Source organism: Janthinobacterium sp. SUN073 (assembly GCF_030397665.1).
Classification (GTDB): domain Bacteria; phylum Pseudomonadota; class Gammaproteobacteria; order Burkholderiales; family Burkholderiaceae_D; genus Janthinobacterium.
Genome location: NZ_JAPUBT010000002.1, coordinates 78,878 through 104,332 on the forward strand (window position 1 = coordinate 78,878; position 25,455 = coordinate 104,332).

Consider the following 25,455-nt stretch of genomic DNA (forward strand, 5'->3'; position numbering starts at 1 on the left):
TCCGCCCCGGACATCATGACTGATTCAAGGAGCAAGTTCGTATGTCCACCACAGATACCGCGCTGGAAAACCTGCAGCAAGCCATCGTCGACGCCGCCAGCCGCGGCCCGTTCGCCCTCGATGCCGCCTTCCTGGAAGCGGGCCTGGCCGACCCGGACGTCGCGCCGCCCGAAAAATTCGACGCCATCATCGGCCAGGCATTCCAGATCGACGCGGCGCAGTTCCTGATCAGCTGCGCGGCAGCCGACGTGGGCGCCGTGAGCGACGGCGTCTTTACGGTCAGCAAGGCGAGCCTGCCCTTCATCGGTGGCCTGCTGCAAACCCCTGCCACGCTGGTGTTTTCCACGCAGCCGGCCGTCGCGCGCACGCCGGGCGACAACGGGGATGACGACGGGGATGACGCGGCCGTGCTGGTGGTGCAGGTGGCCGCCAGTCCCGCCGACTGGAACTGGGATAGCAGCTTTCCCTTCATGGGCGGCTGGCCATTCAGCGAGTTGCCGCTGGCGGACGCGCTGCTGGTGTTTTCCAGCGCCGACGGCGTCTATCCATGGGGTGGCGAAGGCGGGCTGTCCGTCACGGGCGGCGCCAAGCAGAACCTCAGCGCCAGTGTGGCCCTGCCCGCCTTCGTGACGCCATTTCTGGAACTGTTTTCCGACCTGGCGGCGCCGCCGGGCAAGCTGCAGATCGGCGGCTACCTGGACATGGCGCTGTACGACGGCAAGACGTTCGAACTGGGCGGCCTGATGCCCAGCGGCGTGCTGTCGGCCACGCTCAGCGAGCTCGACTGCACGTTCGCCGGCTACCTGCGCGTGGCCGCGCCCAGCCTGACCGTGACGATCCCGCCACCCGTCGATGCGCCGCCGCCCGACGCCCTGCTGCTCGACGGCGGCATGCAGCTGCTGCTGCGCGGCGACGGCGAACCGGCCGACGAGGAAGCGGCCGATGGCGACCAGGCCGCCACGCTGGCGCTGACGGCCACGCTCAGCGTGGAAGGCGCAGGCGCCACCGACTACACGCTGTCGCTGCTGCTGCAGCCATCGAACGCCGACGGCGACGGCAACTACGCGGTCAGCCTGGAAGCGGGCAGCGACGGGCAGCCCCTCAGTCCCGGCGCCGCCATCAGCCTGATCGGCGGGGGCGCCAGCTATTTCCGCGCCACCCCGGCCGTGCTGCAGGAGTTCCTGACGTCGTTCGGCCTCGGCGGCATGACCATCAGCGGCAGCATTCCGCCCAAGGCGCCGCCCACGGTGGACCAGGTCACGCTGCAGCTGCGCACCGTGCGCGATCTGAGCTGGCAGCCTATCCCGGCGCCCACGCCCGCGCTGAGCTTTACGGTCACCTCGTTCTTCCTCGACTGGACGGCTTACCAGCCGCTGGCGAGCAAGGCCAGCGGAAAGTCGCGCTATGAATACCTGTTCGGCACTACCTTCACCCTGTTGCCCACGGTATTTCGCAACCTCGACGGCACGCCGGGCGGCGAATTCGACGTGCAGTTCAACTCGGCGCAGCTGTTCCAGGCCAGCTTTCCCGGCAAGGCCACGCTGTCGGACTTCCTGTCCGTTGTCTCGAACGGCCTCGTCAGCCTGCCCGACAGCATCCAGGCCGAGGTGTCGAATATCACGCTGAGCATAGACGGCGCGGCCCAGTCCTTCGCGTTTTCCAGCGACTACGCCATCAGCCTGTCCTTCCTGACGGTGGGCGGCGCGCCCATCCTGAGCATTTCGGAAGGCCAGATCAGCCTGTCGGGCATCAGCGCCACGGTGGCCGCGGACAAGCAGGAAGACGCGCTGGCCCTTGTCGAGGCCGGCGCGGCGGGCGCCGGCACAGCCTGGGCCGGTTCCATTTCCGGCTTGCTGGGCGTGGGCGCCAGCCTGCAGGCGGCCGTCAGCGTGGCCTACAGCAGCCAGGAAACGCCGCCCCGCTGGACCCTCTCCGCCTCCCTCGCGCAAGAACTCGACGTGGGCGAGATGATCAAGCAATTCTTTGCCGCCGGCGGCATCTATGATTTCCCCGTCTTCTTGCCGGGCAACCTGAAGATTTCCGCGTTCGCCATCGATGCGGTCATACCCAGCGGCAAGCCCAGCACGGACCTGGCCACCAGCTACACGGTCGACACCACCTTCACCTGGCTGTTCCTGCTTGGCCAGCAAGAGATCGGCTTGCAGAAAGCCACGCTCTCGGTGCAGTATGACGGCGCCAAGCCGGCCGCGCAGCAATTCTCGGGCAAGGCCGATGCCGTATGGATCTATACCGCCATCAATCTGAAACTGGGCTTCGGCTATGCGTTCCAGCCGACGGACAAGGGGCCGAACCACACGCTGTACGTGAGCTGGGAAGGTTTCACGGCAACCTATACCAGCGGCAACGAGATGCTCAGCTTCACCCTGGCGGGCTGGTCTCTGGGTAGCCTGATTCAGGCGCTCGTGCGCACGCTGGGCGATCCGTATTTCGTGCTGCCGTCGCCGTGGGATTTGCTGAACCAGGTCACGCTGGACGGCCTGTCCATCAACGTGTCGCTGAAAACCGGCGAAAAGAACCGCCTCAGCGCCACCTACACGCTCAGTTCCCCCCTCAACCTCGGATTCATCGTCATCCGCAGCATCGTCTTCAAGCGCAATACGGACGGCAAGGTGACCCTGGCGCTGGACGCCAGCGTGCCCCCATTGCTCAAAGGCAGCATGGGCGACTTGCTGGACCCGGACAAGGGACAGGACGTGGAAGAGATGCCCAGCGTGCCGGGCGCCGGTTCCAGCTATTTCAAGGTCTTCCTGCTGATGTTGGGCCAGCGCGTGGCCATCAACGGCGCGTCCGACTTCAGCTCGACCAAGGCCGTCATCGACGCGCTGGCCGGCGTGCCGCCCACCACGGGCAAGAGCAATCCCGTCAACCCGGGCAGCGGTGTGCAGGGCCAGCCGTATTACCAGCCGGACAGCAACTGGCTGATCGCCGCGCATTTCGGCGTGCTGCAGACAGCCGGCGTGTGGGCCGTCGACGTACAGATCGTCTTCAACGATCCCAACCTGTACGGCTTGCGCCTGACCCTGGGCAGCCCCAAGATGGGCGGCCTGGCCGGCCTGGTGGTCGATATCCTGTACAAGAAGATCAGCGACGACGTGGGCCTGTTCCAGATCGACTTCACCTTCCCCGACAGCATACGCAACCTGAACTTCGGCGCCGTCAGCGTGGTGCTGCCGATGATAGGCATCAAGATCTACACGAATGGCGATTTCCTGATCGACATCGGCTTTCCCTACAATATGGACTTTACGCGCTCGTTCAGCTTTAGCGCCATCGTCTACGGCGTGCCAGTGATGGGCTCGGGCGGCGTGTATTTCGGCAAGCTGTCGAGCGCGACGGCGACGCAGGTGCCGAAAACCGATCTCGGGTATTTCAATCCCGTCATCGTCTTCGGCCTGGGTCTGCAGCTGGGCCTGGGCTACAACTTCGTCAAGGGGCCGCTGAAAGCCGGCTTCGCGCTGACCGTGTTCGGCATCATCGAAGGCGTGATCGCCACCTACCATCCGTACGACCGCAGCAACGCCGTCGCGCTGGCCAACGCCGGCGCGTCCGGCAGCGTCCAGGAAAGCAGCTACTTCAAGCTGACGGGCACGTTCGGCGTGATCGGCATGCTGTACGGCGAAGTGGATTTGAAAATCATCAGCGCTTCGCTGCTCGTCAACATCACCGTGTCGGTGCAGATCGGCTACGAATCCTACCGCGCCATCCCCCTGTCCGTGACGGCTTCGGTGCGCATCAGCCTGCGCGTCAAGATCGACCTGGGCATCTTCAGCTTCACCATTTCCGTGGGCTTTTCCGCCACCGTCAGCGCGCAATTCCGCATCGGCAGCGACAGTCGCGCGCCGTGGGATGGCGGCGGCGCGCTGGGCCTGGAAAGCCTGGCGCGCGGCCGCGCGCGCACCTTGCCGATGGAACTGCAGGCCGCCATGCTGCGCGCCGGGCCGCGCCGCCAGCCGCGACGCGTGCTGCGCACCGATGCCAAGCCGCTGCTGCAACTGGTGACGGCGCCGCAATTCACGGTGCTGGCGCCGCAGGGCGCCACCGCCAGCGGCGCGCAGCAAGGCGCATTCGTCTGCCTGTTCGCCATGGATGCGCCGGACCCGGCCGCCGGCGGCGCGGGGACAGGCACGACCTCGTTCGACCTGCTGTGCAAGGCGTACTTCCCGTGGCTGCTCGACGCCTTGCAGCCGGCGACGCGGGCTGACGACGCGGCGCTGGACCTGGCTGCCGCCGCGACCGCCAGCGTCACTTTGACGCAGCTGGTGGCGGGCATCCAGGTGCTGGCCGACCCCGCCATGCAACCATTTGGCATGGGCGACCTGCTGCAGTTCCTTGCCGACAGCTTCATCGTGAACATCAGCGCGCCGGGCGCCTGTATGGACGGCGCCACGCTATTTCCGCTGTTCGACGGGCTGCGGCTGGACGTGCCCGACCCGCAAGGCGGCGCCGGCACGCAAGCGATCGACCTCGAGACCTACGCGACGGCGACGGAACAGTACCGCAGCACGGTGGCCGGCGTGCTGCGCCAGGTGGCCGCCAAGGTGGGCAAGGCGCCCGCCAAGCCCGCGCTGCTGGCGCAGGACGACGCTGGCGCCGAATCGATGGCGGCCTTCATCTTCGTCGACGTCTTCAGCCTGATCGGCCGCGCACTGCTGCAATCGGCCATCGATGCCTTCGACAATTACAGCTATGCGCTGCAGCCGGGCGACAGCATCGCCGGCATCGTTGCCGCCTTCAACCGGGCCGGCAACGCCATCGACGCGGACGACGTGTCGCTGCCGAATGCCACGTACCCGCTGAACGGCGCGCTGCCGCTGCAGGTCGGCGGTCTGTCCGCCGTGATCCAGGCCGGCGATACGCTGGCGGCCATCGCCGCCCGCTACACGGATCCGGCCGGCGCCGGCGGGCGCTGGCAAACCACCGCGGCCCAGCTGATCGGCGCGAATGCGGCGCCGCGCGCGCTGCGCACGGGCGTGACGCTGGTCTTCGACTTCGGCGCCGGCGCCGTCAGCCACGTCACCGCGCCCGGCGACAGCTTCGGCGCCATTGCCGCCGCGCTGGGCGTGCCGCTGGCCACCCTGGCGCAGCAGGCATCGCTGTATGCGCGCGCCGACCTGCTGCTGCCGACGGCCCTCCTCGCCGTGCCGCCGCTGGCCTATGCATCGGCCGCCGGCGATACCCTCGCCAGCATCGCCAGCCGCTTCGCCACCACGGCCGCCGCGCTGGGGCGCGACAATGCCGGCGTCGCCGATCTGTTCGCCGCGGCCCCGGGCCGGCTGGCCATCGCCCGCCTCGACGCCTTGCCGCTGGAGCAGCTGTGGTGCGGCGTACAGGCCAGCGGCGCCGTGGCCCAGGCCGCCGGCCAGGTCGCGCGCTTCATCACCTATGGCTTGCGCCTGCCGGTGGCGGCGGGCCTGAGCCTGTCGCCATCCTTCCTGTATAGCAAGACACAGACCGACTACGCGCTGTACCAGTTGACGGGGCAGCAATTCCCCACGCCCGCCAGCGCCGCCGGCGGCTACCGCATCAGCCTGGGACGCAATGCCATTTCGCATGGCGTCGCCCTCGATTTCATCACCTTCGCCGGCGCGCCCGGCACCAGCCTGCCCATCGACCTGGACGCCGCGTACGGCTTGCTGTCGGGCGTGCTGGCGTATGCGCAGGCGGGCAGCTTCGTGCCGTCGCCTGTGCTGCACATCCTGCCGCTGGCTTCCTTGCAGCCGCGGCAGTTCCCTGCGGCAGGCTACGCCGCCTGGATCACCGCCGACCTGGCGCGCCTGACGGCCGTGACCTCCGGCGCCGCTTCAGCGGCGCGCGCCGCCAGCCAAGCCGCGCCCGCGCCGTATCTGTGGCAATTGCCCGACGCCATGCTGGCCAGCATCACCCAGCGCCAGGATACGCTGCAGGCGCTGTACACGCAGGCGCAATACGCGGACATGCTGGCCCTGATGCCCGCCTATCGTCCCCGCATCGGCAACACGCCGCCCAACAGCGGCAGCACGGTGTTCCAGGACTTGAGCGGCTATGCCTACGCCACGCGCGTGGACTTCCAGATCACGCGCATGCCGGCCGCCACCGTGGCCACCAACGACGCCAGCGGCACCGCGCTGGCCAGCGCCGCCACCCTGGCCCACGTCTACGAGCTGGTGGGACCGTCGGCCGCCGATGCCCAGCGCCTGCAATACCTGCTGAGCGGCATGGCCGCCGTGGGCGAATCCCTGGTGGCCGGCCTGTTCCTGCTGTACAGTGAAGGCGGCAGCGACCAGGTGGCGCTGACGGGCCAGGCCGATGCCGACTACCTGTGCTTCCTGACGCAAACCAATCTGTCCACGGAAAGCCATCCACCGTCCAGCCGCATGCTGCTGGACGCGGCGGAGACAGCCTTGCCGCGCGGCATAGCCAACAGTCCGTCGCAATTCATCAAGCTGCTGTGGGAGCAATCGGTGGTGCGCGGCGGCGGCTACTATCTGTATTTCGAGGACATGGTGTCGGGCGCCGGCCTGCCCCCATCCGTCTTCGACGCCACGGGCACGGCCACACTGACGCTGGTGGTTCCGCTGGCGCGCCCGGCGGCGGGCGCCGCCGACACCGTGCCGAACTTCGTCAACGCCCTGCTGACAACGCAGGCGATCGATCCGCAGCAGGACGTGCTGGTGTTCGAATCGCTGAGCAAGCCGGCCAAGACCCAGCCTTTGGCCCACGCCGCCACGAGCACCCTGACCGCCCTGGCCGCCACGTATGGCATGGGCGTGGGACAGCTGGCGCGGCAAAACGCCGTGCGGCCGCTGCGCGCCGGCGCCAGCGTGCCAGTGGGCGGCATCCTGCACCAGCTGAACCAGCAAGACATGGCCGCGCCCGCGCAAGCGCTGGAGCAGCTGGCCGCGTATTACTCGGCCGGCGCAACCCCGCTGAGCGCGGCGCAGATCGCCGCCTACAATCCCGGCGTGACGGTGGCGCTGGGCGCGACCATGCGCATTCCGCCGCTCGTCTATCGCGTGCCAGCCACGTCTGACGCTCCCGGCAATACCTTCACCGCCCTGGCCGCCTACTATGGTTTGTCGGTGGACGCCTTGGCCCTGGGCGCGGCCGACACCGCGGGCCTGTACACCGATGGCACCGTGCTCGACGTCGACAGCCTGGCCCTCGATGCGCAAGCGACCTTGGCGCCGGGCAACCTGTCGTTCCAGCTCAAGCGAAGCAACGACGGCGTGCCCGTGCTGCCGCCCGATCCCACGCCGCAGCAACAGCAGCAATATGCGCAAGCGACCCTGTCTGCGCTGTACAACACGCTGTCGGCCGGCCTGGGCCACAACCCGTATTTCCTGCCCAGTCCCTACAGCCTGCCCTTCGGACCGCAGGACCATACGAACGACAGCGACGGCGGCGGCGATGGCGATGGGGACGATGGCGAAGCGCACCGCCGGCGCTATGCCGCCGCGGCCCTGGCCGATTACGACTACCGCCAGGCGCTGGGCTACCTGGGCAACAACAGCGACGGACGGCCGTTCGCCACGCTCAATGCGGCGCCGGTCAATCCGCCGGCCGGCCTGCCGCCCGCCGCCGACAATCCCTACCTGGGCGTGGGCGGCCATGCGTCGCTGGCCCTGCGCTGGCAAGACCTGTTCGGCAACACCACCGTCACGCCGTTCGAGGCGCCGCCGGTCGGCTACACGGGGGCGCTGGACCAGGCCCCCGCCGCGCTGCGCTACACGGATCGCCTGCTGGGCCTGTCCGCCTGGCCGAAAGTCCAGGCCAGCTACCTGTACGACACGGATGCGGGCGGCGCACCCGCGCTGCTGCTGACCTTGCGCATGGATGGCCTGGCCTACGCCACGCCAGCCGATGCGATGCAAGACTTGCCCACCTACCAGCGCCTGTACTTCCAGCTGCACCAGGACTATACGGGCCTGGGCGTGCCCGGACTGAGCGGAAATGCGGTGAGCATCTCCCTCAGCAACTCCCTGCTGGCCACGCCGCTGCAGCCGCTGGGCGAGGCCCAGTCGCGGCAGGTGCGCGACTTCGTCGCCGCCTGCGCCATCTACTTGCAGGCGCTGGCCGGCGGCGGCAGCGCCACGGCGCCCGCCGCCACGCTATCGGTGCCGGTACCGCTGGCGCAACTGGCCAGCGCCAACCGCATCGCGCTCGACGTGGCACTGGTGCTGACGCGCCAGGCCATCCTGCTCGACCCCGTGCTGGCGGCCCTGCCGGACGGCGCCAGCGTGGTCAGCGCCGTGCTGCCGCAGGCCGACACGAATGGCGGCGCCTCCAGCTACACCACGTTTGCCAAGGCGCTCGAAGCGTGCCTGAAGACGCCGCAATGGTCGATGCGCGCTGGCGCGGGGCTGACGCGCGTGGGTAGCGCCGGCCAGCAGACGCAGCAGTTGTTCGCCGTGCGTTTCAGCGACACGCCCGGCCAGGGCATCCATTTCCGCCTGGGCCAGCAGGCCAGCTACTACGCGCCGCTGCCCGTTGCCAATTCGCTGGAAAGCCGCATGGTCAGCATCGACGCCTATCCGACCAATACGCCGCATGCGCTGACGCTCAATAGCGTCGACCTGAACCTGTGGCTGCAAAGCTGTCTCGACGCCATCGACAAGTTCCTCTCGGCCACCTATGCGCCGCCCGCCTACATCCTCGATCGCCTCAACGGCATCGCCGATCCGCTGCAGAGCGGCCAGCTGGGCCTCGTACTCAAGGCGAAACAGACGCTGGCCGACGCCATCAGCGCCACGGTCAGCCCCGTGCTCAGCAGCAGCGCGGCGGACGAAGCCACGCGCTTCAGCGCGGCCGCCACCATGCGACAGCAGCTGCTGACCACCCTGGGGCCGGCCTTTGCCGCCGGCGCCGTGGTGGTATACGGCGTGGACCAGATCACGGGCATGGACGGCATCTACGCGGCGGGGCCGCCCGCGCTGTACGGCCAGCCCGCCGGCGCGGGCGCAGCTGGCGGCACTGCGGACGGCGCGGCCGGCGACGGCAACCAGAACTACACCTTGTTCCCGACCCGGCTGCCGCTACAAGGCACTGCCGCGCCAGACCAGAGCCGGCTGTCATTCAACTTCATCTCGAAAAATGTCGAAGGCCAGGCCTATGTGCCGCTGGACTTGCGCTATCAGATCACGCACATGGAATTCGACCAGCAATTCGTGCCCGGCATCGAAAACTACGCGCAAAGCCAGTGGCTGCTGTTCATCACCGGTCCGTTCGAGGTAGCGCTGGGCAATGGCACGCAATATATCCCCGTGCTGAACCGCGCCCTGCCCGTGCCGCCCACAGTCAACCGGCAGACCGCCACCGCGTCCGCCGCGCCGCAGGCCGGCCGCATGCGCCTGGCCGCCGCCGGCTTGCAGCCGGCCCAGCTGGCCCAGTGGGATTACAGCTTCAGCTATACCTATCGCCAGGCGGCGCAGGATGCCGTGCACGTCAGCGTCGTGCTCAACGTGCCGCCGCAGGCGGCCAGGCTGTCCGCGGCGGCCGGTCCCGACCTGTTTACGGCGCTGGCCGCCTTCGTCAGCAACTATCCGCTCATCTCGGCTGACCTCGACGCATTCCTCGCGCCCCTCGATGGCAAGCAGGATACGGCCGATAGTATCGCCAAGGCAACACTGGCCACCACCGCCTTCCAGCAGCTGGTGACCCAGGTGGCAGCCAGCTATGGCGGCCATTTCGGCGCGGCGCGGCTGGCGGCGGCGCAAGGCGAGGCCAGCGTGGCCGTGGAATTCGACGCGCGTTTGGAAGACCATGGCGGCGACGCCTGGTATGCGCTGCTCAATGTCACCGTCGGCGGCGCGCCCGCCACCTACGACCCGCTGGCCGGCACCCTGAGCAACGGCGCCGTCACCGTGCCCGTGCCCGTGCTCGACATCGATGCGCAGCGGTACCGGGCCACGCCGGCCACGCCCACGCCGCCCGATGCGCTGCTGGCCTACCGCTACGCGGCCATCGCCGCCGACGCGCCCGACCTGTCGTTTGCCGCCGCACTGGCCAATACCGGCCGCGAGGTGCGCATGCCAGGGCTGAACGTGATGGTGTACAAGAACGCCCAGGCCTCGCTGTACGTGCAGCGCAACCGCTACCTGTGCCCGCCCAGCCAGACGCAGGTGTCGACCATGCATGCCTTCCTGTACCAGACGCCGGTCGTCAAGTTCAGCGACCCCATCCTGCCACGCCTGAGCTGGCAAGGCTATGATTTGCGGCAAGTCGCACCGGTGGACGGCAGCGATGTGGCGGCCTACATGAGGGGCTTCTTCAACGCCCTCTTCACGGGCGCCTCGGGCAGCGTGCGCATCGCCATGGATGGCAGCTATTCCTACAGCGTGATGCCGGCCGTGGCGGGCTTTCCCCGCACCTCGCTGCCGGTCAGCCTGCTGCCGGCCGTGCTCGCGCCCATCGATGCGGCTCAGCCTCCCGCCGCGCCCATGGCGCTGGTGGCCCAGGTGCAGCAATGGTATGACACGCAGCAGCCGACCACGGGTGGCGGCGCCGCCATGGATTTCCGCCTGAACTTCTTTACGGACGGCGCGCCAGAGCAACTGCTGCTGTCGCTCGAAGACGTGCGCTGGGTGGTGCGGCCCTGACGCGGCGGCGCAGCGTCAGGGCACAGGCGTGCGCAGCGGCAGGCCGGCAAAGTGGGCTTGCAGATTGTCCAGCACCAGCTGGCCCATGGCGTGCCGCGTTTCCACGGTCAGGCTGCCCACGTGCGGCGTGAGCACCACGTTCGGCAAGGCGCGCAAGGCGGCTGGTACGCGCGGTTCGTCCGCGAACACGTCCAGGCCGGCCGCGCCCAGGTGGCCATCCTGCAAGGCGGCGATCAGGGCATCTTCGTCGATCAGCGCGCCACGGGCGATATTGATCAAGGTGCCTTGCGGACCCAGCGCGTTGAGCACGCCGCGGTCGATGCTCTGGCGCGTGGCCGGCGTGCCCGGCGCGCAAACAAAAAGGTAATCGCTTTCCTGCGCCAGGGCCAGCAGGGATGCGGCGCGTGGCACGCTGGTGCCGGTAATGGCGCGCGGCTGGAAATAGCGCACCTGCACGCCGAAGGCGGCCAGGCGCAACGCGATGGCTTGGCCGATCTGGCCGAAGCCGAAGATGCCGGCCGTCTTGCCGCGCAGGCTGGAGGCGGGCGCGATGGCTACGCGGCGTTCCCAGCCGCCGTCGCGCACGAAACGGTCGAGCGTCACGATGTGCCGCGCGCTGGCCAGCAGCAAGGCCAGCGCCACGTCAGCCACGTCATCGGTCAGCACGTTCGGCGTGGTGGTGACGGCGATGCCCCGCTCACGCGCCCGGTCCAGCGCCACGCCATCGAGACCCACGCCGTTGACGGCGATGATTTCCAGATGCGGCAGCGAGGCCATGTCGGCGGCATTCAAGCCCAGCGCGCCCGTCGTGACGACGGCGCGGATGGCCGGCGCCCGTTCGGCCAGCCAGGCGTGGCGCTCGTCCGCCGGCACTTGCCAGGCGTGATGGCAGGTGTATTGCTGCTCCAGCTGTGCGTTGACGGCAGCCGAAGGGCTGGGAGCGAGGATGAGGAGTTCGGGGAGCATGGGCGTCCAAGTTGGTGTCGACAAGATTTGCAGACGCAACTTAGCATATTTGCGACCCTGCGGGGGATGGCATGGATCACCCTTGCATCATGCGTAGGTCGGCTTAGCCCAACGGCCGTAAGCCGACAAGCACCGCCACAACGATGGTCAGATCGCCTCAACCCGGACAAGGCACGCGTTTGACCTTGCCGCCCGTCTTGAACGGGTCGGCGCCCGCGCCCGGGTTTGCATCCATGCCATAGCACGTGGCGCCGACGGCGCTAACGACGCGCGTGGCGGGCCGGCCATCTGCCGTCAGGTATTCCTCCACGCGGATGACGGGGCCGCCGCGCCAGGCGGAGGCGACCAGTTTCTGGAAGCTGCTTTCGCTCTTCAGGTCGGCTGCGGCCAGCCATGGCTTGTCTTGTTTCAGTTCACCACGCAGGGCCTTGTCGGCGGCGCCGGCGGCCAGACGGGCGCGCGTGCGCAAGTCTGCGGTGGACGGCGCCGTGGACGGCGCGGCGGGCAATTCTTCGGCGGGTACGGTGATGGTTTCCGCTGCCACTGTGGGCGCTGCGAGGACGGCGGACGGCGTGGCAGGCACCGCACTGGCGCGCGCGCGCGGCAAGGGTGCCGGCATGGGCAGCGGCAATGCCTTCGGCGGCATCTGCGGCGGCCGGGAAGGCAGCAGTGTCATGAAAGCCACTTCCGTGTATTGCTTGAGCTGCCGTGCCGGCAGCAAGAGGAAGTACAGGCCCAGCGCGTGCATGGCCAGGATCAGCGCGACGGCCGCGCCTTTCAGGCTCAGACCGTCCCGTATGCGCATGGAGACGGACGGTAGATGGCGGAGCAATGACATGCGGTTTCCTGTGGGCGCCGGGCGCGATGGCCCATTCTAACGAAACTGTGCGACAAGCATTGATAAATCCACAAGGTATCGTCTGGCGCGCCCTTTCCCGCCAGATTCCAGTGCCTGCTCCGGCAGTTGTTGTACGAATGGCGACTTTTTTTCAACATTCTCACACTTTTCCACGCGTTGTGCCATGCTGGAATATAATGATAATCATTCTCATTAATATCCCAACAACACCATGCGCATCTTCCGCCTCGCCCCTACCCCCTTCGCCCTGGCCGCCTTCCTGCTGGCCAGCAGCGCCGCCCACGCCCAAACCACGCCGGCCGGCGACGCTCAAACCATGCCCACGGTGGTCGTGAACGCCTCGGCCGATGCCTCGGCGGAAGGTTTGTCGAAGGCGTATGCGGGCGGCCAGGTGGCGCGCGGCGGGCGTTTGGGCTTGCTGGGCAATGTAGATATGATGGACACGCCCTTCAACAGCACCAACTATACGCAGGCGCTGATCCAGGACCAGCAGGCGCAGGGCGTGGGCGACGTGCTGCAAAACGATCCGGGCGTGCGCGTCACGCGCGGTTTCGGCAATTTCCAGGAAATGTACATGATCCGCGGCTTCCCCGTGAATTCGGACGACCTCGCGTATAACGGCTTGTACGGCCTGCTGCCGCGCCAGTTTGTCGCATCCGAGTTGCTGGAGCGCGTGGAAGTATTCCGTGGCGCGAATACCTTCATCAATGGCGCGGCGCCGGGAGGCGGCGGCGTTGGCGGCGCCATCAACCTGCTGCCCAAGCGGGCGCCGAATGCGCCGCTGACGCAGGTGACGGTGGGCGTGGAAAGCGGCGGCCAGGCGTACTTGGCCACCGATATCGCGCGCCGCTTCGGCCCCGACAACAATACGGGTATCCGCATCAATGCGGCCCGCCGCGACGGCGATACGGCCGTCGACCATGAAAAACGCGAACTGAGCGTCTTTTCCATCGGTGCCGACTACCGTGGCCGCGACTTCCGCCTGTCGGCCGATGCCGGTTACCAGGACCACAAGCTGACGGCGCCGCGCCCCAGCGTGAACGTGGCGCCCGGCCTGGCAATCCCGACCGCACCGGACGCCAGCCGCAATTTCGCCCAGAACTGGACGCATTCGAACGAACGCGACACCTTCGGCACCCTGCGCGGCGAATACGATATCGCCAAGGATGTGGTGGCCTGGGCCGCGCTGGGTGCGCGCAGCGGCAATGAATCGAACGTGCTGGCCGTGCCCACGGTCGCCAGCGCGGATGGTAGCGGCACGGCCTACCGTTTCGACAATGAACGCCGCGATACGGTGCGCACGGGCGAGATCGGCGTGCGCGGCAAGGCCGTCACGGGCAGCATCAGCCACAGCCTGAGCGCCACGGCGTCGAGCTTCTGGTCGCAATCGCGCAACGCCTACGGCATGAGCGGTAACTTCAACGCCAGCATCGATGCGCCGTTCAATGCCGTGCCGCCGGCCGCCACCCTGTATGTTGGCGGCAAACTGGACAATCCTCTGGTGACGTCGCGCAGCATCCTGTCCAGCTTTGCCGTGGCCGACACCATGGGCTTCGCCAACGACAGCGTGCTGCTGACCGTGGGCTTGCGCCGCCAGACCATCAAGGACGACAGCTACAGCTACGACACGGGCAAGCAGACGGATCCTGGTTACAGCGAAAGCACCACCACGCCGCTGGCCGGCCTCGTGTACCGCCCCAGCAAGGAACTATCCGTGTATGCCAACTATATAGAAGGCTTGCAGAAAGGCGTCGTGGCTGGCGGCTTCGGTGTGACGAACAATATCGGCCAGGTCTTTGCGCCGTACAAATCGAAACAGAAGGAAATCGGCGTGAAGTATGACGGCGGCCGCATCGGCATGAGTGTCGCTCTGTTCACCACCAAACAGCCGCTGGCGTACGTGGACAACGGCACCTTTGGCGTCTTTGGCGAACAGCGCAACCGTGGCCTGGAATTGTCCGTTTTCGGCAGCCCCGTGCGCGGCTTGCGCCTGCTGGGCGGCCTGACCTTCCTTGATGCGGAACAGGTGAATGTGCAAAACCAGGCGAACAATGGCAAGGACGCCATCGGCGTGCCGCGCAAACAGCTCAATGCGGGCGTGGAGTGGGATGTGCCTGGCGTGCACGGCCTGGCGCTGACGGGCCGCGCCCTGTACACCTCGACCCAGTATCTCGATGCCGCCAACCGGCAGCAACTGCCATCGTGGACGCGCCTGGACCTGGGCGCCCGCTATACGGCCAGCATTGCTGAGCGCGCCGTGACCTTGCGCGCGCGCCTGGATAATGTGACGGACAAGAACTACTGGGCTTCGGCTGGGGGCGCTTCCAACGCTGGCTACTTGGTGCTGGCCGCGCCGCGCACCGTCGTCGTCTCCGCCTCGGTCGACTTCTAAACGGCAATTCCATGCCCGGCAGGGGCGCCGCGCCGCGTGCGCCCCTGTGCAATCGCTTGTGCTTGGGCGACAATGCGCGCATGACACTGCGCCTCGCCCTCCTCTCCCTGTTGCTCTTCGCCACCGCCAGCACCGCCCTTGCCCAAAAGCAAGCCGCCTGCCCCTACGCCGCCTGGAAGAGCGGTTTCAAGGGCGATGCGCGGGCGCAAGCCACGTGTTTGCTGCGCCCTGTGAAACTGTATGCGCGCCTGGGCGACAGCGCGCCGCTGCCGGACTTTCTTGCCAGTCACATCGGCCAGCGCACGGGCATCGCCCCGGCCCGCCTGCGCGCCTGGCTAGCCGGGCAAGGCATAGCCGAGACGGACGTGGGTGGCGCCATCGACGCACCCCTGTCGCGCGCGGTGGGCCGGCTGGCGGCGCCCATGGCCCGCTTTTTCGTCATCCACGACACCAGCTACCCGAATTTCCTGGCGGAATCCATTCCTGCCCGCATCAACGATGCCAGCTGGGACTTCAACGACTTCAGCTTGCGCAATCCGGCGCTGGGCGGCGGCCCGAAAGGCCATGTCTACGTGAACCGCCTCGGCGATTCATTGTCGGTGCGCGACTTTGGCACGCCCGGCTATGCCAGCAAGCTGGAAAAGGACAAGCCTTCGTTGACGGGCCTGTTCCTGCACGTGGAACTGGTGCAGCCGCGCCATTCCGTGCCCGCTGGCGGCAAGGGCAACGACGGGCTGGCGCCCGATCCGGGCTTTACGCCCGCGCAATACGACCGGCTGGCCCTGCTGTACCTCGCCGCCAGCGTGCGCAAGGGCACGTGGTTGATCCCTGCCTTCCACGCCGTGCTCGATACGGGCTTTGCGAACGGTCATGATGACCCACAGAACTTTTCGCTGACCGAGTGGTCAGCCTCGCTTTCCCGCCTGTATGCGGCCTTGCGCCAGGCCGATACTGGACAATAAAGCGTTTCCCCGCCGGCTGATTAGGCGCATACTATTGCAAGCATAGTCACTGCGGTCAGGGAGGCCAGGTGAGCATCAGCTCGGATCATCATGCGGATCGCCAGGCCGGCGCGCACCAGCCACTGCAGCGCGCGCAGCGCCTCTTCGCCATGCGCGATGCCGTCCTCAGCGCCTGGGAACAGCACGTACGCGCCAGCGTGCGCGGCGCCGACCAGTTGCTCACGCCCATACTCATCAATACCTTGCCCGCCTTTTTCGACAACCTGGCCGAAGCCCTCACGCCGGGCCATCCGCGCGAAAACGCCGCCAGCAACAGCAATGTGCCCGCCGTGCATGGCAATGAACGGGCGCGCATGACCAATTACGGACCGGAACAGGTGATCCAGGAATACCAGATCTTCCGCGACTGCTTCGCCGCTACCGCGCATGCGTCCGGCATCACCCTGCGTCGCAAGGATTGGCAGGTGCTCAACGCCTCGATCGACGTGGGCATCCGCGAATCGATACGCGAATTTACCAGCATGCACGAAGGCTTCCGGCGCCGCATCGCCGCCGGCCTGTCGCACGACATGCGCAACCCGCTGGCCGTCATCAGCACCAGCGCCCAGTTGCTGCTGCGGCAGGCGGACCCGGAACGGGTGGTCTTGCTGGCGCACAAAATTGCCGAGCACAGCAAACGGCTCGACAGCATGATCGAGGAATTGCTCGATAGCCTCAGCTACCACCGGGGCCAGCGGCTGCCGCTGGCGCTGAGCCAGTTCGACGTGCTGCCCCTGATACACGCCGTGGCCGGCCAGGTCAACCTGCAGCGGCCCGGCAAATGCCAGGTCAGCGGGCAAGCCGTCACCGGTTGGTGGTGCGAAAACTCGCTGCGGCGTGCGCTGGAAAACCTGCTGAGCAATGCCCTCAAGTACGGCGATGATGCGCCCGTCAATGTGCACGTGGAAGCGGTCCACGAGCGCCTGATGCTCACCGTCCACAATGGTGGCCACGCCATCGCGCCGGAACAGGCCGAACGCATCTTCGACTACTTGCGCCGCGAGAATGACAGCCCCGCGCCGGGCTGGGGCATCGGCCTGCCCTTCGTGCAAAACGTGGCCGAAAGCCACGGCGGCAGCATCGCCGTCGACAGCGCACCCGAAACGGGCACCAGCTTCATCTTCGACGTGCCCGTCGATTGCCGTCCGTTCGTCCCGCCCGCCGGCGCTCCCAAGAGTGACAGCTAGCGCACCAAAGCGGTGCGAAGGACGGCGCGACGCCACAAAAGTGGTCATATTTACACCTTCCTGCAGCCGGCCCGCTGGCACGCTTCCTGCTGAGCTATACATAGACACGGCTCAAGGGAAATCACAACATGGCAAATTTTTTCAATGAAATGACTGCGGATGACGTGGGGGCGGACAGCAAGGTACGTGAACACTATCGTGAATTCGACAACTGGCTGGCGCAGCAATCACCCGAGACCATCGCCCGCAAGCGGGCCGAAGCCGACCTGACGTTCCGCCGCGTCGGCATCACCTTCGCCGTGTATGGCGACGATGCGGGCACGGAACGCCTGATACCGTTCGACACCATTCCCCGCATCATCCCCGCCGCCGAATGGGCGCAGATGCAGACGGGCCTGGTGCAGCGGGTGCAAGCCTTGAACATGTTCATCCATGATATTTATCATGAGCAAAACATCATCAAGGCGGGCATCATTCCCGCCGAGCAAATCTACAAGAATGCCCAGTACCGCCCGGAAATGCAGGGCATTGCCGTCGCTTCCGACATTTACGCCCATATCGCCGGTGTCGATATCGTGCGCGCGGGCAAGGGCGAATTCTATGTACTGGAAGACAATTTAAGGGTGCCGTCCGGCGTGTCCTACATGCTGGAAGACCGCAAGATGATGATGCGGCTGTTCCCGGAATTGTTCGCCCGCAACCGCATCGCGCCCGTCGACCATTACCCGGACATGCTGCTCGACAACCTGCGCTCCGTCGCGCCCATGGGCGTGGACGACCCCACCGTCGTCGTCATGACGCCGGGCATGTACAACTCCGCTTACTTCGAGCACGCGTTCCTGGCCCAGCAAATGGGCGTGGAACTGGTCGAAGGCAAGGATCTGTTTGTCAACGACAACTCCGTCTACATGCGCACCACGCGTGGGCCGAAGCGAGTCGACGTGATTTATCGCCGCGTCGACGACGATTTCCTCGATCCGCTGGCCTTCCGCTCGGACTCCTCGCTGGGCGTGCCGGGCCTGCTGTCCGTGTACCGCGCCGGCAGGGTAACCCTGGCGAACGCCATCGGCACGGGCGTGGCCGACGACAAGTCGATCTACCCCTTCGTGCCCGACATGATCAAATTCTACCTGTCGCAGGAACCGATCCTCAACAACGTGCCTACCTACCAGTGCCGCAAAGGGGCTGACCTGTCGTATGTGCTGGCCAATTTATCGAAACTGGTGGTCAAGGAAGTGCATGGTGCGGGCGGCTACGGCATGCTGGTGGGGCCGGCGTCCAGCCTGGCGCAGATCGAGGATTTCCGCCAGCGCCTGCTGGCCAATCCGGGTGGCTACATCGCCCAGCCGACCCTCGCCCTGTCCGCCTGCCCCACGTATGTCGAGGCCGGCATCGCGCCGCGCCACATCGATTTGCGCCCGTTCGTGTTGTCTGGCAAGACGATTTCCATGGTGCCAGGCGGCCTGACGCGCGTGGCGCTGGGTGAAGGCTCGCTGGTGGTCAACTCCTCGCAAGGGGGCGGCACCAAGGATACCTGGGTACTGGAAGAGACATCCGCTTTTGCAGGAGAGAAAACATGCTGAGCCGCACTGCCGATCATTTGTTCTGGATGGCCCGCTACACGGAGCGGGCGGAAAACACGGCGCGCATGCTGGACGTCAACATGCAGACATCGATGCTGCCGCAGTCCGAGCAGGACGCCGAGCAAGGCTGGCGCGCCACCCTGGGCATTTCCGAGCTGCAAAGCGCGTATGACCATCAATATGGCCGCTTCCACACGCGCGACGTGCTCGACTTCATGGTGCGCGACCCGAACAACCCGTCGTCCATCCTCGCCTGCCTGACGGGCGCGCGCGAAAACGCCCGCGCCGTGCGGGGGACGTTGACGACGGAAGTGTGGGAAATCCAGAACGCCACCTGGCTCGACATGCAGAAGCGTTTAAAAAGCAATCTGCTGGAAACGGACCCCAGCGCCTTCTTCGAATGGGTCAAATACCGCTCGCATTTGTCGCGTGGCGTGACTCTGGGCACCATGCTCAAGGATGAGGCCATCCATTTCATTCGCCTGGGCACCTTCCTGGAGCGGGCCGACAACACGGCGCGCATCCTCGACGTGAAGTTCCACGGCGCGCGCGACACCTCGAAAGACATCACCCAGCGCGACTTTTACTACTGGGCGGCGCTGCTGCGCTCGGTGTCCGGCTTCGAAATCTACCGCAAGGTGTACCGCGACGTGATCACCCCCGCGCGGGTGGCGGAGTTGCTGATGCTGCGCGGCGACATGCCCAGGTCTTTACTTGCCTGCATGGATGACGTGGTGGAAAACCTGAAGCATATCCGCAACGATGTGTCGGCCGATACAGAACGCTTCGCGGGCAAATTGCATGCGGAACTGAAATTTGGCCATATCGACGACATCATGAAGGCCGGTTTGCATCATACATTGACGGAGTTTCTGGAAAACATCTATGAGCTGGGCAACCGGGTCAGCCGCGACTTCCTCGTTCCCTTGGCGGCCTGATGCAGCTCACTATCCGCCACGAAACCCATTACGCCTACAGTGCGCCGCTGGCCTACACCATCCAGCAGCTGCACCTGACGCCGCGTATCGAGCCGCAGCAGCGGGCCCTCTCCTGGCAAATCACCACGCCGGGCCAGTGCCACGCCTACACGGATGCCTACGGCAATTTGTCGCACATGCTGACGATCAGCGGCAGCCATCAGTCGCTGAGCCTGGTCGCGCACGGCGTGGTGGAAACCATCTATCCGTACAAGGGACGCCTGAACCTGATCGATACCTTGTCGCCGCTGTTGTTTACCATGCCAACGCCCCTGACACAGGCCAACCCCGCCATCCTCGAACTGGCGGCCGCCAGCCTGCCCGACCGGCGCATGACGGCGGGAACGGGCCACTTGCTGCGCCTGGCTGAGCACATCGTCGGCAAGGTGGCGTATGAAAGCGGCGCCACCATGGTCACCACCACGGCCGGCGACGCGCTGGCGCTGGGGCGCGGCGTGTGTCAGGACCATGCCCATCTGTTCCTGGCCTGCTGCCACGCCTGGGGCATCCCGGCCCGCTATGTGTCCGGCTACATCGATCCGGGCACGACGGGCCATGCGGCCAGTCACGCCTGGGTCGATGCCTGGACGGAAGACACGGATTTCGCGGGCTGGGTCAGCATCGACGTCACGCATGCGCGCCTGATGACGGATGCGTATTGCCGCCTGGCCATCGGGCGCGACTACGATTCGGCGGCCCCCGTGCGCGGCGTGCGCCAGGGTGGCGGCACGGAAACTTTGCGGGTTGATGTGCAGATCGTGCCGGTGTAGTGGCAAGAATGAGGCTGGCCGGGCCTTGCCAGCAGGTGGCACGGCCAGGCTGGTGTAGAATGCTCCCACCTTTGACTTGATTTACGACGATGACTTATTGCATAGGCATGCGCCTGAACGAAGGCCTGGTCTTCCTGTCCGACTCCCGCACCAACGCCGGCGTGGATCAGGTGGGCACCTTCCGCAAGATGAGCGTGTTCGAGAACCCGGGCGACCGCATGCTGGTCTTGATGACGGCCGGCAACCTGTCAATCTCGCAAGCGATCCGCCAGATCGTCTCCGAACACGTGGATGCGGATGGGCGCAGCATCTGGAACGTGACCAGCATGTACGACGCGGCGCGCATCGTGGGCGACGCCGTGCGCACCGTGCACCAGCGCGAAGCGAAGGCCCTGGCCGACTGTGGCATCGATTTCAATGTCAGCATCATTTTAGGCGGCCAGATAGGTGCCGAGCGCTGCCGCTTGTTCCAGGTGTATTCGGCCGGCAATTTCATCGAATCGCACGATGAAAACACGTATTTTCAGATCGGCGAAGCGAAATATGGCAAGCCCATCATCGACCGGGTCATCAACCCGTTCACACGCCTGGACGAGGCGGCCAAGTGCGCGCTCATTTCCATGGATTCGACTCTGCGCTCGAACATTTCCGTCGGCTTGCCGCTCGATCTGCTCGTCTACGAGACGGGCAGCCTGGCCGTCACGCGCTTCGTCACCATCGATGAAAAGAACCAGTATTTCCGCATGATCCGCGATACCTGGGGCGAACAATTGAAACATGTGTTCGAAGGCATCGTCGATCCCGTGTGGAATGCGGCGCCCGAGACCACGACGAACGTGCTATCGTCCGCCAACATGCACAGCAAGCCCGTGCGCGTGGCCATCCCCGAACACGTGAGCCGCGGCGGCCTGACGGTGGCGCCCTTGCAATCGCTGGCGCAGCAGTTCAGCGACGACAAGCAGCATTGATCTGCCGCGCACCGCCTGCGCGCGGTGCTGGACAAGTCGCCTTGCGCGTGCTTTTATGGCAATATCGGTTGACATTCAATCCAGATTGACCTGAAAGGCAGGTGGCACATGGACTTGATCACTTCCGCTGTGGTGGCAGCCATCGGGCATGGCGCGCCCGGCCATGCATCCGAAGCCGTCGCCAGCAACTATCAACGGCTCAAGCTGGCCATCGCCAAGTTCGACGGTGCCGCCGCCATCCTGGCCGCCATCGCCGCGCTGGAAGCGGCGCCTGACGATGCCCGGCTGCAACTGGCCCTGTCGGCCGCCCTGGCCACGGCAAACGTCCCGGACGACATGGAAACCCTGTTTGCCGCGCAAGGCTTGCTTGATGTGCTGCAGCGCCCGCCTTCACCGCTGCCCGAAGTGGCAACGGCGCCCGCCCCGGCCGACAAAAGCGCCGTGGTCTCGAATTATGCGGTGGTCAAAGTGTATTTCGCCACGGACCGCCAGCGCGACGTGGGCAAGCCGCCGGCGCAGCGCTTCAGCGGCGAACGCAACGTCATGGGCGGCAATGGTCCGCTCAGCTATGGCAGCTGCGACATCAGCATCCCGCGCGACCACCGCATGGGCCAGCTGGAATCGCCGTCGCTGTGGCGCCTGGAATTTCGCGACGACCCGGCCAAGCACGTGGTGGTGCTGTCGGCCGAGGTGCTGGACCGTGCCAACTTCTTTGCAGCACTCAAAACCCGGATGCGCGCCTCGGCCGGCAAGAGCGCCTTTATCTTCGTGCACGGCTACAACGTGAGTTTCGAGGATGCGGCGCGGCGCACGGGACAAATGGCCTACGATCTGGGTTTCGACGGCGCGCCCGTGTTCTACAGCTGGCCGTCGCGCGGTGAAGTGGCCAGCTACACCATCGATGAAAACAATATCGAATGGAGTACGCCCCACATCACGGCCTTCCTGTGCGACTTTCTCGCCAGCACGGAGGCGGCGCAAGTGTATCTGGTGGGCCACAGCATGGGCAGCCGGGGCCTGGCGCGCGCCGTGGCCGACTTGCTGGCCGCGCAACCGCAGCTGGCGCAAAAGATCACGGAGCTCATCCTCTCCGCGCCCGACATCGACGCGGCGATCTTCAAGCACGATATCGCGCCGCAACTGGCCGGCGCGCGCAATCCCGTCACCCTGTATGCCTCGTCGCAAGACCTGGCCCTGGCCGCCTCGAAAGCCGTGCACGGCTACGCGCGCGCGGGCGACAGCGGCGCCGGCATGCTGATCGTGGCGGGCGTGGAAACCATCGACGCCACCGGGGTCGACACCAGCTTCATGAAGCACTCGTACTTTGCGGAAAAGCGCTCGGCCCTGTCTGACATGTTTTATCTGATACGCAACCAGGCGCGCGCCGACCAGCGATTTCTCGACCCCGTCGATACGGCCGCCGGCCGCTATTGGACGTTCAAACCCTGAGCCACGCCGTTCAATTGCACTTTTCGCTACTCCCAAGACGGCGGTAAACGCCTGGGGCGCTGCCTGTCCATAGCTTGAATGCCCGGCTGAACGTGGTGGGATCATCGAAGCCCAGGTTCTGCCCTATCGCCGCGATCGTCAAATCGCTCTTAATCAGCTGCAAAATCGCCATGTCGCGCCGCAACTCATCCTTTACCGTCTGAAACGAGCTTCCTTCTTCGGCCAGGCGCCGCGACAGCGTGCGGACGGAAAAATGCAGCGCCTTCGCACAAGAACCTATCGTCATCACATCGCCCAGGCGGGACGCCAGGTAGTCGCGCAGACGATGCGTGAGGATCTTGTCATTCAATGGCACGTACAGCCAATCGGCAGGCGCATTGCGCAAGAACTGGTTGAGCGCACTCTTGTCCTGACGCAGTGGCGCGCCCAGATGCTCGGAGCCTATGTACAGCGCAGTCTGGGCCTGCTCGAAATATATGGGGCCAGGAAATAAATACACGTATTCAGCCGCCCGGACCGGCCGGGGAAACGCAAAATCGGCACGCGCCAGCGGTATCTCGCGCCCTATCATCCATGAAGCGAGTCCATGCACCAGTTTCAGCATCAGCTCATGTACGAGCACCCGCTCTCCTTTTGGTGGCACATATTCGATCAGGGCAATACGGGTCAGTTGATTGTCGTGCGTGACATCAAAGCCCATGTCATCGAGCTGCAAACGGAAATAACGGACGAAACGATGCAGTGCAATATCCAGATTGGGTGCATCGAGCATCCCCAGGCAGAGAAACTTCAGCGTGCCATTGCGCAAGGGGCGGGAAAAAAACCGCGGTGTTTCGTCGTCGAGCAAGAGCGCAGTCTGGCGCAGCAAGGTGGAAAATTGCTCTATCGTAATGCGTCCCCCTTGCTCCAGCAATAATTCGGGCGCGATCTTGGCGCGCGCCAGGACCGTCCTGACCAGGTCCGAATCAGGATCGAGTCCTTCCAGCAAATCGGTGGCCAGGCTCACCGAAATGGTCGCGCTCTGGTGGCTCATTAAATAATGCAATGCAACATTTTTTCTCCCGAAATTTGGCATGAAATGCACATATTTAGGCCAATTCTGTCACTAATGAAAGTCAAGGGCAGAACTATAATCATCGCATAAATATGGATAAAAAGATAAAAACCGCCATACAACAAGGGAGACATTGCATGAACAAACTAGCGCGCCTCAGCCACTTTCAACCCATGTCCTGTGCGACCGCCATGCTCATGCTGGCCAGTTGCGGCGGCAGTTCCAGCGTGCCCGTTGTCGAGGCCGTGGCGCCGCCGACACTGGACGTCGTCGTCACGGCAGCGCAAATGAATGACAGCGACATGAGTAATCTGCTGTTTCGTCTCAAGGACGGCTCCACCGTCATGCTTCCGGCCGGCAAATTCCACTTTGACCGTCCCTTGATCATGAACACCAGCGGCGTGACGATTATCGGCAAAGGCAGCGGCAGCAATCCGGCCAGCGATACCATTTTGTCCTTTAAGGACGCCAGCAGCCGTAACGGCTTGCAGGTCAGCAATGTCAAGACCATTACGCTGAAAAATTTCGCGGTAGAGGATGCGGCCGGCAATGCCGTGTTTGTCTCAGCGTCGAGCAATGTGACCATGGATGGCTTGCGCGCAGAGTGGACCACCGATCCGACCAAAACGTCAAAAATGGCGTATGGCCTCTACCCGGTCAACTCCGACAATATCATCGTCAGGAACAGCAAGGTGGTCGGTTCGGAGGATGCGGGTATCTATGTCGGACAATCGCAAAATATTCGTGTCAGCAACAATGAAGTGTATTTGAACGTGGCAGGCGTGGAAATAGAAAACTCGCTCAATGCCATCGTGGAGAACAATGATTTGCATGACAACACGGGCGGCGTGCTGGTGTTCTCCCTGCCTGGCACCTATCGCTTTAAAAAAGGTTCCGGGGTTTTGATACAAAACAACAATATCCACGATAACAATACGCCGGTCGCCGATAATGCCACGGGCTTTGTCACATCGGTGCCGGTCGGTACCGGCATCATGGTGCTGGCGGCGGACAATACTGAAATCAAAAACAATGTCATCAAGAACCATAAGACCACCAGCATACTGGCGCTGAGCTATCAGGCGACCGGTTTCGCCATCAACGACCCGGACTACAATCCCTTCATCCATGGCCTGTATGCCTACGGCAATACCATCTCGCTATCGGGCTATGCGCCGGACGGCGCATTCAAGACGGAACTCAAACCCCTGGTCGATGGCCTGTTCGCGCAGCTGGCATCGAATGGCTTGCCGACGCTGCTGCCGTATGGCGTGTGGGACGGCATACTCGATCCGGCAAAAAGTAGCGGCCTGCTACCCTTGCCCGGCATGGGCGGCCTGGGCATCGGTGGCGTGGCCAGCGATGACAGCCGCATTTGCATCAAGAACAATACCTCGCTCGATACCCCCGTCATCGACACCGTGATTTCCTATGAGACGCTGGATATCAATCTCATCGGGCTGAAGTTGGGCGCCTCGGTCGAGGCGGGAGAAACACCGCCGGAAGCGATTGCCGGCATACCTGCCGAACTGTTACAGCCAAGCTTTCCTTTCGCGCCGCGCATGAACTGTCAATTGACGCTGCCAGCCATTCCAGCCTTTCCGATCATTAAGTAAGCAAACCAGGGCCGCTGCGCGTGCCCGCGCCACAGGGT

At 65.1% G+C, this 25,455-nt stretch carries 13 protein-coding genes; 10 read left to right on the plus strand and 3 right to left on the minus strand.

All coding sequences use genetic code 11. The features are described 5' to 3' along the window. Positions 1-41 precede the first annotated feature (41 nt). Positions 42-10,595, plus strand: coding sequence for a LysM peptidoglycan-binding domain-containing protein (locus tag O0882_RS08390; protein ID WP_289946978.1), 10,554 nt, complete (start codon positions 42-44; stop codon positions 10,593-10,595). Between the two features lie 15 nt (positions 10,596-10,610). Here the strand turns inward: O0882_RS08390 and O0882_RS08395 are convergent, their stop codons facing one another. Next, entirely contained in the window at positions 10,611-11,561 is a 951-nt protein-coding gene (locus O0882_RS08395; RefSeq protein WP_289946979.1) for a 2-hydroxyacid dehydrogenase, read from the minus strand. A 157-nt stretch (positions 11,562-11,718) separates the two neighbouring features. Beyond that, positions 11,719-12,399 (minus strand): hypothetical protein, encoded by a 681-nt coding sequence (locus O0882_RS08400; RefSeq protein WP_289946980.1) that lies wholly within the window; start codon positions 12,397-12,399, stop codon positions 11,719-11,721. 232 nt (positions 12,400-12,631) lie between these two features. Here O0882_RS08400 and O0882_RS08405 point away from each other — a divergent pair, with 232 nt between their 5' ends. The 8 genes from O0882_RS08405 to O0882_RS08440 all read left to right on the plus strand — a co-directional run bounded on the left by O0882_RS08405 (position 12,632) and on the right by O0882_RS08440 (position 22,747). Continuing rightward, a complete protein-coding gene (locus O0882_RS08405) occupies positions 12,632-14,812 on the plus strand; it encodes a TonB-dependent siderophore receptor (protein WP_289946981.1) in 2,181 nt (726 codons plus the stop codon). 80 nt (positions 14,813-14,892) lie between these two features. Then, positions 14,893-15,774: a hypothetical protein gene (locus tag O0882_RS08410; protein WP_289946982.1), complete on the plus strand. Its 882-nt coding sequence runs from the start codon at positions 14,893-14,895 to the stop codon at positions 15,772-15,774. Between the two features lie 68 nt (positions 15,775-15,842). Beyond that, positions 15,843-17,000: a HAMP domain-containing sensor histidine kinase gene (locus tag O0882_RS08415; protein ID WP_289946983.1), complete on the plus strand. Its 1,158-nt coding sequence runs from the start codon at positions 15,843-15,845 to the stop codon at positions 16,998-17,000. A gap of 128 nt (positions 17,001-17,128) precedes the next feature. After that, positions 17,129-18,583 carry a circularly permuted type 2 ATP-grasp protein gene (locus tag O0882_RS08420; protein WP_289946985.1) on the plus strand — a complete coding sequence of 485 codons (1,455 nt, stop codon included), beginning with the start codon at positions 17,129-17,131 and terminating at the stop codon, positions 18,581-18,583. Further along, on the plus strand, positions 18,577-19,521 hold the full coding sequence (locus O0882_RS08425; RefSeq protein WP_289946987.1) for an alpha-E domain-containing protein: 945 nt from the start codon (positions 18,577-18,579) through the stop codon (positions 19,519-19,521). The genes O0882_RS08420 and O0882_RS08425 overlap by 7 nt, the downstream gene beginning before the upstream one ends. Then, a complete protein-coding gene (locus tag O0882_RS08430) occupies positions 19,521-20,330 on the plus strand; it encodes a transglutaminase family protein (RefSeq protein ID WP_289946988.1) in 810 nt (269 codons plus the stop codon). The genes O0882_RS08425 and O0882_RS08430 overlap by 1 nt, the downstream gene beginning before the upstream one ends. 89 nt (positions 20,331-20,419) lie before the next feature. After that, a complete protein-coding gene (locus tag O0882_RS08435) occupies positions 20,420-21,298 on the plus strand; it encodes a peptidase (RefSeq protein ID WP_289946991.1) in 879 nt (292 codons plus the stop codon). 108 nt (positions 21,299-21,406) lie between these two features. After that, the gene (locus O0882_RS08440; protein ID WP_289946992.1) at positions 21,407-22,747 is read left to right on the plus strand and encodes an alpha/beta hydrolase; all 1,341 of its coding nucleotides are present in this window, start codon (positions 21,407-21,409) and stop codon (positions 22,745-22,747) included. A gap of 10 nt (positions 22,748-22,757) precedes the next feature. Here the strand turns inward: O0882_RS08440 and O0882_RS08445 are convergent, their stop codons facing one another. After that, positions 22,758-23,780, minus strand: a complete 1,023-nt coding sequence (locus O0882_RS08445) for an AraC family transcriptional regulator (RefSeq protein WP_289946993.1) — start codon at positions 23,778-23,780, stop codon at positions 22,758-22,760. A 158-nt stretch (positions 23,781-23,938) separates the two neighbouring features. Here O0882_RS08445 and O0882_RS08450 point away from each other — a divergent pair, with 158 nt between their 5' ends. After that, a complete protein-coding gene (locus O0882_RS08450; protein WP_289946995.1) occupies positions 23,939-25,417 on the plus strand; it encodes a parallel beta-helix domain-containing protein in 1,479 nt (492 codons plus the stop codon). The last annotated feature ends 38 nt before the right edge of the window (positions 25,418-25,455 follow it).